The organism is Vibrio sp. J1-1, from assembly GCF_021728395.1.
Taxonomy (GTDB): domain Bacteria; phylum Pseudomonadota; class Gammaproteobacteria; order Enterobacterales; family Vibrionaceae; genus Vibrio.
In genome coordinates, this window is the sequence record NZ_JAKKCM010000004.1 from 233910 (window position 1) to 246427 (window position 12518).

11 protein-coding genes and 1 riboswitch are annotated in these 12518 nt (G+C 43.2%); of the genes, 5 read left to right on the forward strand and 6 right to left on the reverse strand.

All coding sequences use genetic code 11. From position 1 onward, the window contains the following. The first annotated feature begins 170 nt into the window (after window positions 1-170). The gene (locus L3V31_RS08250) at window positions 171-2546 is read left to right on the forward strand and encodes a hypothetical protein (RefSeq protein WP_237315605.1); all 2376 of its coding nucleotides are present in this window, start codon (window positions 171-173) and stop codon (window positions 2544-2546) included. Window positions 2547-2650: 104 nt separating this feature from the next. Here the strand turns inward: L3V31_RS08250 and tet(35) are convergent, their stop codons facing one another. After that, entirely contained in the window at window positions 2651-4252 is a 1602-nt protein-coding gene (tet(35), locus tag L3V31_RS08255; protein ID WP_237315606.1) for a tetracycline efflux Na+/H+ antiporter family transporter Tet(35), read from the reverse strand. Window positions 4253-4361: 109 nt separating this feature from the next. Continuing rightward, a riboswitch (Lysine riboswitch) is annotated at window positions 4362-4542 on the reverse strand. Between the two features lie 590 nt (window positions 4543-5132). Between tet(35) and L3V31_RS08260 the strand changes: the two genes are divergently transcribed. Beyond that, on the forward strand, window positions 5133-5540 hold the full coding sequence (locus tag L3V31_RS08260; RefSeq protein ID WP_237315607.1) for an H-NS family nucleoid-associated regulatory protein: 408 nt from the start codon (window positions 5133-5135) through the stop codon (window positions 5538-5540). Between the two features lie 121 nt (window positions 5541-5661). On the opposite strand, the gene L3V31_RS08265 is transcribed toward L3V31_RS08260, so the two are convergent. Further along, window positions 5662-6966 carry an inosine/guanosine kinase gene (locus L3V31_RS08265; RefSeq protein ID WP_237315608.1) on the reverse strand — a complete coding sequence of 435 codons (1305 nt, stop codon included), beginning with the start codon at window positions 6964-6966 and terminating at the stop codon, window positions 5662-5664. A gap of 117 nt (window positions 6967-7083) precedes the next feature. Continuing rightward, window positions 7084-7353 carry a hypothetical protein gene (locus L3V31_RS08270; protein WP_237315609.1) on the reverse strand — a complete coding sequence of 90 codons (270 nt, stop codon included), beginning with the start codon at window positions 7351-7353 and terminating at the stop codon, window positions 7084-7086. A 190-nt stretch (window positions 7354-7543) separates the two neighbouring features. Between L3V31_RS08270 and mnmA the strand changes: the two genes are divergently transcribed. From mnmA to purB, 3 genes are all read left to right on the forward strand, one after another. Then, window positions 7544-8668, forward strand: a complete 1125-nt coding sequence (gene mnmA / locus L3V31_RS08275; protein ID WP_237315610.1) for a tRNA 2-thiouridine(34) synthase MnmA — start codon at window positions 7544-7546, stop codon at window positions 8666-8668. Between the two features lie 10 nt (window positions 8669-8678). After that, complete coding sequence (gene hflD, locus L3V31_RS08280; protein ID WP_237315611.1) at window positions 8679-9296, forward strand: high frequency lysogenization protein HflD; 618 nt, start codon at window positions 8679-8681, stop codon at window positions 9294-9296. 150 nt (window positions 9297-9446) lie between these two features. Further along, window positions 9447-10817 carry an adenylosuccinate lyase gene (gene purB / locus L3V31_RS08285; protein WP_014231477.1) on the forward strand — a complete coding sequence of 457 codons (1371 nt, stop codon included), beginning with the start codon at window positions 9447-9449 and terminating at the stop codon, window positions 10815-10817. A gap of 97 nt (window positions 10818-10914) precedes the next feature. Here purB and L3V31_RS08290 read toward each other — a convergent pair whose 3' ends face one another. Genes L3V31_RS08290 through L3V31_RS08300 form a run of 3 tightly spaced genes read right to left on the reverse strand, consistent with a single transcriptional unit; the run spans window position 10915 to window position 12516 of the window. After that, on the reverse strand, window positions 10915-11418 hold the full coding sequence (locus L3V31_RS08290; protein WP_237315794.1) for a DUF3833 domain-containing protein: 504 nt from the start codon (window positions 11416-11418) through the stop codon (window positions 10915-10917). A 29-nt stretch (window positions 11419-11447) separates the two neighbouring features. Continuing rightward, on the reverse strand, window positions 11448-12044 hold the full coding sequence (locus tag L3V31_RS08295) for a chalcone isomerase family protein (protein ID WP_237315612.1): 597 nt from the start codon (window positions 12042-12044) through the stop codon (window positions 11448-11450). Beyond that, window positions 12004-12516 carry a DUF2878 domain-containing protein gene (locus tag L3V31_RS08300; RefSeq protein WP_237315613.1) on the reverse strand — a complete coding sequence of 171 codons (513 nt, stop codon included), beginning with the start codon at window positions 12514-12516 and terminating at the stop codon, window positions 12004-12006. The genes L3V31_RS08295 and L3V31_RS08300 overlap by 41 nt, the downstream gene beginning before the upstream one ends. Window positions 12517-12518: the final 2 nt, after the last annotated feature.

Below are 12518 nucleotides of genomic sequence, written 5' to 3' on the forward strand. Positions count from 1 at the left end.
GTTTCACTGTAACGTAACACTGTGTAACAGCAAACTCTTCTATTATCATTCACTTAATATTTTTACGTCAAAAGCTTAATTTCTGGTCTTTATAAATCAACAAGTTAAAACAGGCATGTTCTTTGCTCTCTACTCCTTAGTCATTAACCACGATGACACAGGAGCAGAAAATGAACACCAACAGGCAATTTTCCAGAATAAGGACAGCGACTCTTGCGGTATCTTCACTGGCTCTCATGTTTTCAATGTCAGCTTTTGCTAGATTAGATGGCGCTATTTTCACAACCACGCCAGCGGGTGACATCGTCAATGAGAACGTCCGCTACGAATCTAAACAAGAAGTCTTTTTAGATGGCGGTCCTGGGCCAAATGCCCCAGGACATGCAGCAGCATTGCCTGAGGGAGACTACTATTTCCAAGTAACGGATCCATCGGGTAAATGTTTGCTTTCTAGTACGTTAGGCAGCGCAGGTAGTGATGGCGGTACATGTGAAGGCAATGTAAAAACAAAAGGCATAGGAGCGAACAAAGCAGGTGATTTTGAAATAGAGCCCTTGGCTTGCCGTCTTTTCCATTTCGATGGTAACGGTGGAGTAACTCGCGTCAACGAGTATGTGACCATCACTCAAATGGTTAAATCTCGCGGTCAATTGGTAGAGGAAACAACTGTTGTAGAGTGTGCTAAACACTACCTCGGAAGTGAATATTTAGACTATATCGATGCAGGTTCTACAGATACACCTGACGGTGAAACTATACAGCTATTCCCATTTGCGAATACTCCCAACCCGGGTGGCGTTTATAAAGCATGGGTATCCACTGAAGAAAGTGTAAAAGAAGCTTGTGGTGGTGTCGTTACAGATGATGAAACGGGGAAAGATTGCGCTGGCTTCTTCGGCTTTATTCCACGTAACTCTAAAACCGATAACTTCAAAGCTAATTTGGGCCAGCCTACCGTGGATTATCAAATCGGCTTACGAGCTTTCCATGATAAAAACTTGAACTGTACCTATGACCCTAGCAACGGAGATGAACTCGTTTCTAACTGGGACTTCGGTGTTACCGAGCCAAATCCATTAGAAGATCTACGAGGCATTTATCGTACCATTTCTGAGCCAGACACAGGTGATCAGATTCCCGTTACCTTCAGTGTGACTGATAGAGCCAACTTATTTTGGCTAGTTGACCAGTTAATGTGGTTTGCAGGTGAAGGAACTACTCCTCTGAACTTACCATTTTCTCACTTCACTACATTTGCCGACTTACGGGATTACAACAAGCTACACGAACTTGCATACCCACCACATAAAGAGTTTGTATCACCTCTTGCTTGCTATCTTGACCCTAACAACCTTTCGGACGAGCTAGTAAAACGTGACGCGCTTGAACTAGCCGATGATGGTATTGACGAAGATAATGATGGTACTTATGACGATGATAAAGGGTTTGTTCCAACAAACTTTGTTAATGTACCTGGTATAGAGGTAGACGAACCAATTCTGGTTGTAGGCTTTGGTAGTACAGGCTTTGCCACTATAGAAGTATGTAAGTCAAAAGACTTAAATATGAATGGAGCACATGATGAGGGCGAACCTTATGTCGAAAACTGGCCTATGATTTTACATATTCCAGAGAGTGTGCCTCTACCTGACAATATTACAGGGGAACTACTTGACTCTCTTCGCGAAGTTATCGAGCCTAAATTAAAAGCTGCAGGGATCATGGAAGAAGACGATTCCTTGCATGAAGTCGAAGAGCGAACGGTCACTAAGAAAACAAAAGCCGATGGCTGTGTGTCCTTCTTCGCTATGCTACCGAATGTCAAACCTGACAGCTATGGAACACTTGCACCGTATGTGGTGATGGAAAAAACAGAGGGAATGCATTCTGACTGGAAAGCGACTTCTGAAACAACTTCCGTTGAGTTCTTAGTAGAATCAGTACTAAGTTACGATAGTAATGGGTTACCTCTCATTGAAGGTGTCGTTACCCAACGCTCTGACAACTTAAGCTCAGATTCGCCTTTTGTATTCCACAATATGTGTACACCTCCTCCAGTTGACTTTGATACGAAAGGGTACTGGCATAACAATAATGGTATGTCAGAAATCACCCAAAGTGACCTCGACTACGTCAATGGTGTACAACCAGGTGGTTTAGCACCTAGCCCTTACAGCTCTCCAACAGATTATTATGGTTTCGAACCGTTTGATAATGTTGGGGAAGTTTCTGAGTTCTTAGTCGACAGCAATAGTGATGCTGAAGCTTATTTCCACCGTGAGCAACTAGCTCAACAACTATTAGCGTTCATACTAAATGTTCGACATCGCCTTGATGGTGACTATGCCGCACAGTTAATGTTTGAAGGGAACTGGCAATCAGTTCAGTACATTATTGATACCGCTGTATATGCATGGACAAATGCTCCTATTGATCCGCAAAGAGCAGTAGACATGCAAGAAATCCTAAACGACTACAACAATAATGATGAGCTAGAAGTTATTCCGTATGACTATGGCTGTCCAGAGCCATTCCCTGAACAATAATTAACCCCAAAAAACGCGATTGCCCCCCTCACCTAAATCGCGTTTCAAAAAAAGCTCCGCTATATCTAGCGGAGCTTCCTCTTTTACAAATCAATTTAGGTTGATTAAACGTTCTGATAAGACGACATCTTAGCTTTAGATAACCAAGAAAGAACGCTACACACAATCACAAAAGTAACGGCTGCTGCAGTGAATGAAATTGCGATAGACGCCGACATTCCCAGAGTAATGAAGCCAACGCAAGACACTAACGCGACAGAAAGCGCGTAAGGTAGCTGTGTAGACACGTGGTCAATATGATTACAACGTGCGCCAGTAGATGACAGAATAGTCGTGTCAGAAATCGGAGAACAGTGGTCACCAAATACCGCACCCGCTAAAACTGCACTCAACATAGGCAGCATAAGCGCAATATCCGTTGCTCCAGCCATGTCACCCGCAATTGGCAACATGATACCGAACGTACCCCAAGAGGTACCTGTCGAGAATGCCATCAAACCAGACAACAAGAACAGAATCACTGGCAACCAGTGCGGGTCAATATTACCTTGTGCCAACGATGATAGGTAAGAACCTGTTTTCATGTCACCGATAACAGAGCCGATCGTCCAGGCAAATACTAGGATCAAAATTGCGCCAAACATTGATTTCGCACCAATCCAAAGCGTACGGATGATTTCAACCATTGGAATACCCTGCTTAAGCACAGTAAATAGACCAACCGCCAGACCAAGCAAACTACCGTAAATAAGAGACATGCCCACATTGGTATTCTCGAATGCGCCCAATAGTGCGAACTCTTTGCCATCTGCAGCCAAAGCCTGACCACCGGTGTACATCATCGCCGCAATAGTCGCCACAATCAGTGTCACGATAGGCAGAACCAAGTCAGATACCTTGCCTTTCTCGCTCTCGCGAATATCAAGCTCTTCGTTGATTTCATGAGCTTCAGGCGCGTCGTTCTCTTTATCCTTGTCAAAGCCACGACCTTGAGATGCAGAGATCTCATGCTCACGCATCTTACCGATGTCCAGACCAAACCACGCAACAGCAAACACCATCAATAAAGCGAATACCGCGTAGAAGTTCATAGGAATCAAACGAATGTATGCACCCAGAGCTGAGTATTCAGTGATACCATGCGAAACTAAGATGCCGCCAATAATAGTGATAATGTAAGCACCCCAACTAGATGCCGGCATAATCACACACATTGGAGCCGCGGTTGAGTCCAGAATATAGGCCAACTTAGCGCGAGAAACATAGAAACGATCAGTGACCGGACGAGAAATCGCACCAACAGCGAGGCTATTAAAGTAATCGTCGACAAAAATGAATACACCTAAGAAGGCTGCAAGAAGTTTAGAGCCACGCTTACTTTTAACACGAGACTGTGCCCACTCAGCAAATGCTCGAGTACCACCAGATAGCGTCAATAATGCTGTTGTCATCCCCAACAAGATAAGGAAGCCAACAATACTCATATTCCAGGTGTTAAGGCCACCATCTTCTACAAAAACAGAAGAGACTTGAGAACCTACATAACTAGCGGTATCGCCAACCGACCAACTATTTAGCAGGATTGCACCAAGTGCGATACCCACACCAAGAGAAATTAATACACGTCGAGTCAATATCGCCAGTGTCAAAGCGACAAGCGGTGGCAATAATGAAACAGGAGAACTAGAAAAATCTATTAAATTCATGATCTTCAAAAACCAAAGTTTGGCTAGAGATCTACTGCAGACAAGTTACGTTTCCAATCAAACGTACTCATGTTGAACTTAGCGACAGGGAAGCGAACACTCCACCCAACCCTACAGTAGCGCTCCATAGTTTAATATAAATATACTATGGCAGTGTTGTTCCTTTCGGATACAACCCCAGCAAATAATGTTGATGAATTACTTGCTTCGGCAATCTTCGCCTTCCACTATTATTCATTGGCATCACCCCAATAATAGCTACTCTTCGAGACTGCGCCTCTACGGCAACAGCAAACAACTGACCGCTAATCATACAAATTAGCAACAATTTATCTGCAATATTGCATCAGGAGGCGCTATTGTACTTATGATAAAAGCCAATGCAACACATCAAACTAAATTAAACAGATAAAAATCAGTTAAACCAACTGGAAGAGTTAACTCACTCTAACATTATACAAATCTTTATTGTGCAACTGACATCACTTCAATTACGCTTTCTATGAAACCTTATTACTACACAAAATTACCATGCTTAATGTAATATTGATAAATAAGGCAAATGTAATACGAATACATTGAGGCTTTATCTTTGTGAGTGAGTAAAAACATCTATGCATCTAATAAAAATATTTACACAATTTCTGTCATTAAAATTATGCGGACTAACTAGAATTCCCATCTTATAAGTTTTAATTCTCAATAATAATATTACTTTCTTTAAAAAAGTGGCCAAAATTAAACGAAATCATGATTTAGCATTTGCACATAAGTAAAAGATAAAGTTAAATATAAGGACTTACTATTTTTTGTAGCATGGCATTATTTCATCGTAACGATAAAAGGTGCCCAACACATTAACCTATTAATAGGAATCGTTATGTCTGAGCTGACTAAAACACTTCTAAATATCCGTAGCCTTCGTGCTTTTTCTCGTGAGCTGACTCTTGAACAATTGGAAGAAGCTCTAGATAAACTGTCTACTGTTGTAGCAGAGCGTAAAGAAACGGAAGAAGCAGAACGCGCAGCACAAGCTGAGCAAGAGGCTAAATTAGCTGAAATCGCAGAAAAAATTGCTCAAGACGGTATTGACGTTGAAGCTCTTATTAATGCGCTATCAGGCGAAACTAAGACTAAAACAAAATCTAAGCGTGCGCCTCGCCCTGCAAAATACAAGTACACTGATACTAACGGTCAAGAAAAAACGTGGACGGGTCAAGGCCGTACACCTTCTGCAATCCAAGAGCAGCTTGATGCAGGTAAATCACTAGATGATTTCCTAATCTAATTGCTGGATATATAAAAGGCTCCGTAAGGAGCCTTTTTTGTATCTGCTAGACAAATAAAAATGGCGCATTTCATTATACGCCATTTTTACATTTGTAAATGAGCTGTTAACTTTGACTAAATTAACGTTCCCAATATGCTTCTTCTAAACTATCTTCTCGTTCTGGCAAGCCCCGTGAAAGACGCGGAGAATGCTGAACAAGAACTTCATAACTTGCACGGTTTGCGTATTTACAAACTTGTGAAAAAGAAGAGTAAGTTAAATACTCATTAGTGTGCTTACTTGAATTAGGCACATTTTCTTTATGGTATTTATTTGCAGCCATGTCATGTAAAACCGCAGACAAAGCAGCATCACCTGCTCCATTGGTATTCTTAATTTTTTCTGGACCACCCATATATGGTGAAATATGAGAATACACTTTAATCGGTGTTTCACACGCTTCTTTTTGTGCTGGTCGGCTAAATTCGTAACGGTTAAACTCTGCAATTGACCCTGGCAACAATGGCAAAGTGGTCTCACGCTTCGCGTTATCTTCTGTATAGCCAGCCATAAACAAGCCTACAGGCCCAGCAGTGCACAGCACTAAATCTGCCCAATCCAACGTCTTGTCTGATGCCGCTAAAGGATCAGATTCACCAGTCAGAGCTTCAGCTTCATCTTCATTCATGGCTACAACAGAAACATTGTCACGAATAAACTCTTGCCAATATTGAGGATCGTCCTGAATAACAAATTTGGTACCCAGCGTCAGTACAACTGGCACGTCATACTTTTTCGCGTATTCAATCGCCTTCATTGTTGCTTCCGGCATTGGATCACCCGCTTTACAACGAACCAAGTAAGAGGTTAGCAACAGCGCAGAAGCATTCTTAAATATTTTTTCTGGGATGCTGTCCGGATGAAGCTGGTTCATCTGACCTTCACTGATGGCAAAAGTACGTTCACCCTCTTCCGTAATCAGAGCAAAGCAGCGCCCTATCGAGCCATCAACACCTTGAAGGTAGTTAAGGTCCATACGGCTTGATGTGTTACACAAGTAACGGTAGCCGTAGCTGCCAATTTTAATGTCCTGACTCATTACTCCCAACAAGGTAGAACGATCATCAGCAAGAACCGAGTAGTTATGAAGCGTATTGCCAATCGTACCACCAGCGTATTCGTTGGTGATTAGGTTCTCTTCTTTTAGATGCTGATAAAGCGCTTCTGCTGTTGCATCATCAATCACTAATGAGTGACCTTTACTCAAACCGTATTTTTCAATCACATCAGTGGTAACTTTTGCTTCAATATCGACCAGAGTTTGATCAATACCGATGATGTGAGTACGCGTCATCTTCTTGCTTTCTTGTGCTTGACTGACTAGTGGGTCACGAGCATGAACAGGAAAATAATGCTTGGATTTGCGTTGTCCAGGAAATTTCATATTGTTAGTCTGAGTAAGGGATGAAAAAGGAAAACGGATTCTATACCGCGAATAATATGGCGGCAATAAAAGCAATTATAGCAAACGTTTGCCTCTCTCTTTTTTATTTACTGCGACTTATTCACCTTCCATAAAGCTTAAATCTGGCAGTTGTTCCAGGTGTTCGCTATAGCGTTTTAGATTAAATTCACCTTCGTTTTTCATCACATCAAATACTTCAATTGACATCGCACACGCCATCATTGCTACCGCATCTTCACGAGGCGTCCCCATCATCATTAAACGCATCAGTGTTTCTTTTGCTTTAATTGGATTGCCATCTTCTAGCTGGTTTTCAACAATCTCAATTAACTCAGCTTCTTGCATAAATTGGTTTTCTTCAGTCATCTTCGTATTACCTCTTGGATTTTCGGCAACTATGCCATATATATCCTTTCTATACTTATGAAATTACTATTTGGTGGTGCTGTTGCGGAAAAAGACAGCAAAATCGAAGTGTGATTTCGCTCTCGGATCTGTCACCGGTTTGTGGATTCTGGTAGAATCTTCCTCCCGTTTATTTAAGTGGTGTTTAGTAATGTCTGATAACAGCCAAAAGAAAGTCATCGTCGGTATGTCCGGCGGCGTTGATTCATCTGTTTCTGCGTATCTTCTAAAGCAACAAGGCTACCAAGTAGAAGGCCTGTTCATGAAGAACTGGGAAGAAGATGACAACGAAGAATATTGCACAGCAGCAGAAGATTTAGCCGATGCTCAGGCAGTATGTGACAAGCTTGGCATCCACCTACACACCATTAACTTTGCTGCCGAATACTGGGATAACGTATTTGAGTATTTCCTTGCTGAGTACAAAGCAGGCCGTACGCCTAACCCAGACATTCTTTGTAACAAAGAAATTAAGTTTAAAGCGTTCCTTGAATTTGCTGACGAAGTACTGGATGCAGATTACATTGCAATGGGCCACTACGTACGCCGTTCTTTCCCAGAAAATGGCGAGAAGCCACAAATGCTACGTGGCCTGGATAGCAACAAAGACCAAAGCTACTTCCTATACACATTAAGCCACGAACAAGTTGCGCGCAGCCTGTTCCCGGTTGGTGATATGGAAAAACCTGAAGTACGCCGTATCGCGGAAGAACAAGGTCTAATTACAGCGAAAAAGAAAGACTCGACTGGTATCTGCTTTATCGGAGAGCGTAAGTTTACTGACTTCTTAGGTCGTTACTTGCCAGCTCAACCAGGCAACATCGAAACGCCAGATGGTGAAGTCATTGGCCAGCACCAAGGTTTGATGTACCACACACTAGGTCAGCGCAAAGGTCTGCATATTGGCGGCCGTAAAGGCGGCGGTGGTAATGAAGATCCATGGTTTGTTGGTGAGAAAGATCTTAAGCGTAACGTGCTAATTGCCGTTCAGGGTAAAGATCACCCAATGCTAAAATCAGAAGGTCTACTTGCATCACAACTGCATTGGGTAGATCGTGAGCCAATTCGCGATGTTATGAAGTGCACGGTAAAAACTCGTTACCGTCAGCAAGACATTCCTTGTACAATCATCCCTATCGATGATGAGAACATTAAAGTTATCTTTGACGAGCCACAAATTGCAGTGACTCCAGGTCAATCCGCTGTGTTCTATAAAGATGACGTTTGTCTGGGTGGCGGTATCATCGAACAACGCATTAAATATTCTCAAGCTTAGGAGTTGTTACGTGGCGAATACACTTTATGACCGTACTATCGCGTTTGCTGGCATTTGCCAAGCTGTTGCTTTGGTTCAACAAGTTGCGAAAAACGGACATTGTGATCAAGATGCCTTTGAAACATCCATTAACGCCATTTTGAACACCAGTCCAGCCAACACGATTGGCGTATTCGGTCGCGAAGCCGACCTTAAGCTCGGTCTGGAGTGTTTGGTTAAAGGAATCGATAGTACGCCGTCTGGCAGCGAACTCACTCGCTACATCATCAGCCTAATGGCGTTGGAACGTAAATTGACTGCTCGCAACGACGCTATGTCGCAGCTCGGTGATCGAATCCAGATGGCACAGCGTCAATCCGACCACTTCGAGTTGATGGACGACCAAATGATCAGCAATCTGGCAAGCATTTATCTGGATGTAGTCAGCCCTATCGGTCCACGTATTCAAGTAACGGGTACTCCCGCAGTACTGCAACAAACCTCAATTCAGCATAAAGTTCGTGCACTGCTACTATCCGGTATTCGCAGTGCCGTGCTTTGGCGTCAGGTTGGTGGTAAACGTCGTCACTTGATTTTTGGTCGCAAGAAAATGGTAGAACAGGCACAGATCCTGTTGGCCCGTATGTAAGAATAACAACTACAAGCTCGCGTTTCTCGCGAGCTCGTTTTTTTAGCTTAAAACCACTCTCGCGCAAACGTTTGCGCAATGTTCGTGACAATTGCCACAGTTATTGGTATAACGCTCACGAAATTTAGAAACCCAATTCAGGAGAACATCATGGAACTGTCAGCATTGACTGCTGTTTCACCAGTAGACGGCCGTTACGGAAGTAAGACGATTGCGTTACGCGAAATTTTCAGTGAATACGGTCTACTTAAATACCGTACTATCGTTGAAGTCCGCTGGTTACAAAAGCTAGCTGCTACTGCTGAAATAGCAGAAGTGCCAGCATTCAGCGCAGAAGCTAACCAATTCCTAGACGACCTTGCTGCAAACTTCTCTGAAGAAGATGCGCGCCGAATCAAAGAGATCGAGCGCACAACCAACCACGACGTAAAAGCGGTTGAGTACTTCCTAAAAGAAAAAGTGGCAGATGTTCCTGAACTGCATGCCGTTAATGAGTTCTTCCACTTTGCATGTACTTCTGAAGACATTAATAACACGTCACACGCTCTAATGCTTAAAGAAGCGCGTGAGACGGTAATTCTTCCAGAAATCCGCAACCTAATCGACGCAATCAAAGCGCTTGCTGTTGAATACCGTGACATTCCACTGCTGTCTCGCACACACGGCCAACCAGCTTCTCCATCAACAATGGGTAAAGAGATGGCTAACGTGGCGTACCGTATGGAGCGTCAATACAAGCAGATCGAAAACGTTGAGATCCTAGCGAAAATAAACGGCGCAGTAGGTAACTACAACGCACACCTGTCAGCTTACCCTGAGCTAGACTGGCACAAATTCAGCGAAGAGTTCATCACTGAATCTCTAGGTGTAACTTGGAACCCATACACAACTCAGATCGAACCACACGATTACATCGCTGAATTGTTCGACGCGGTTGCACGTTTCAACACAATCCTTATTGACTTCGATCGTGACGTTTGGGGCTATATTGCGCTAGGCCACTTCAAGCAAAAAACCATTGCTGGTGAGATCGGCTCCTCGACAATGCCACACAAAGTTAACCCAATCGACTTTGAAAACTCTGAAGGTAACCTAGGTCTTGCGAACGCAGTATTCGGTCACCTAGCGCAAAAACTGCCAATCTCTCGCTGGCAACGTGATCTGACTGACTCAACAGTTTTACGTAACCTAGGTGTGGGTGTGGGCTATGCAGTAATCGCATACACTTCAACGCTAAAAGGCATCAGCAAGTTAGAAGTTAACCGTGAAGCGCTTCTAGCTGAACTTGATAAGAACTGGGAAGTTCTGGCAGAGCCAGTGCAAACTGTAATGCGTCGTTACGGCATCGAGAAGCCATACGAGAAGCTAAAAGAGCTAACTCGTGGTAAGCGTGTTGATGGTGAAGCAATGCGTGTATTTATCGATGGCCTAGAGCTTCCTGAGCACGAGAAAGCGCGCCTGAAAGAAATGACACCTGCAAACTACATCGGTCAGGCAATTGAACTAACTGATAAGCTGTAAACGCTAATTTAATTAGCCAGACATTGAAAAGGTTGACGTGAAAGCGTCAACCTTTTTTGCTTAACAAGTGGCTGAATAATGACAAATGTACTCAATGCTATTGTTTTTGAAAGAATAAGGTAATGGTTCCTACTTCTACACCAAACTTCTTAATTTTAGTTAGGTTAAACACGTGTCTGTCATCTTGACGATAAAGCCAGTCGTCAAAAGCGACAGTAATGGTGTCGTCATCCATTTTTAACTCAAAATCATACTGCCACTGTAATGCGTTACCTTGCTCTTGACCTGTTGCCACGCCAATAATGTCATCCGCTTTTCCCTGATAACGGTTATTTTCTCGTTTGGTAATCACCCAAACTCGTTGGTCAACTTCACCATCATCGAATACGAAGTCCTCCACCAGCGTCAACTCATTCCCTTTTACTGTGCCAACAATATCCACTTCGAATCGCCTGGTTTGCTTATCTGTGTAGTCTTGTATCATTCCCCATGCTTTCACGTTTCCATCGAAATAACCAAACAAGTCAAAGCTGGGCTTAGTCGTCTGGTAATTGTCTAACTCTGCCGAACAAGAGCTAACAAGAATGGTAACGGCGCTCATCGCCAGAATGATTAACAGTCTGAAAATCTTCACTGTGTAACCTGCCCTATTAATTGTTTACGAAGTTTCGGAAATTCGGTTTTTGGTGACAACCAAATGGAGAGAAATGCATCGTTCAACCCTTCGTCTTCAACATATCCAACAGTTTGAAGGAAAGCGTCTCCGGCTCGACGATAAATAAGATGCCCCGCTTTCCCGTCTGTTACGTAAGCGAGTTCATCGCCTTTATTTATATTAGGATACATCTTACTAAGTTCGGAGAGCCATTCTTGACGACGTTGTTTATTTACACCGAGCTTTTGCCATTGCTCATCCGTAACCTCAAGCAACTGCTGCTTTGTAACGTCACGCTGATAATAAATTTCGATTGCAATTGGGTGAGGAGACACATCAGAACCAACCTGATACCTGCCGTCAGGCGCTCTTAAACGTGACTCATAGATATCGAAGATGAACCAAGTAAGTTTTGCCTCACCGACCGTTTTCCATTGACGCCATTCCGCGGTATTCACAGAGGTCGTATCTGCACCCACACTCTGTGCGAATAGCGGAATCGGTCCAACCAACCCAGAAAGGAGTAACACACTAGTTAGATTCTTGGTTAACTTTCCCTGTAAGCTTTTCATTTCCATACACCTTGAGTATCAACTGGGTTACAACGCACCATTCCACAAATAAAATAATCAGAGTAAAAACAACGTCGTAACCAAAATTTACGGCCTGGAGTTTGTAACCAGCTAAATAACTGGCCCCACCTCCGATACCGCCTACTATTGATACGTAGGTTTTAGGGAAACGATACAAAACTGTCTTAAGCTGGTAGGCATACCAGGCAAACATTACCCATAAGCACAGTAGCCATATTGGCAACCATATCGTTATAAAGCTCAACAGTGAAACCTGTTGGTTAAGACTATCAAGGGCGAGTCCGACAATTACGATGACAGCGATGGGTTTCAATGACGGCGCATCGTGAACCGCACAAAAGGCAATGGTGGCCAAAGTAAAACAAAGGGTAAACCATTGCCACTGATAGGTACCGAGCACTGCAGCAAACCAGCAAAGTTGAAACCAAGTTGATGCAATCAACACTCTCATGG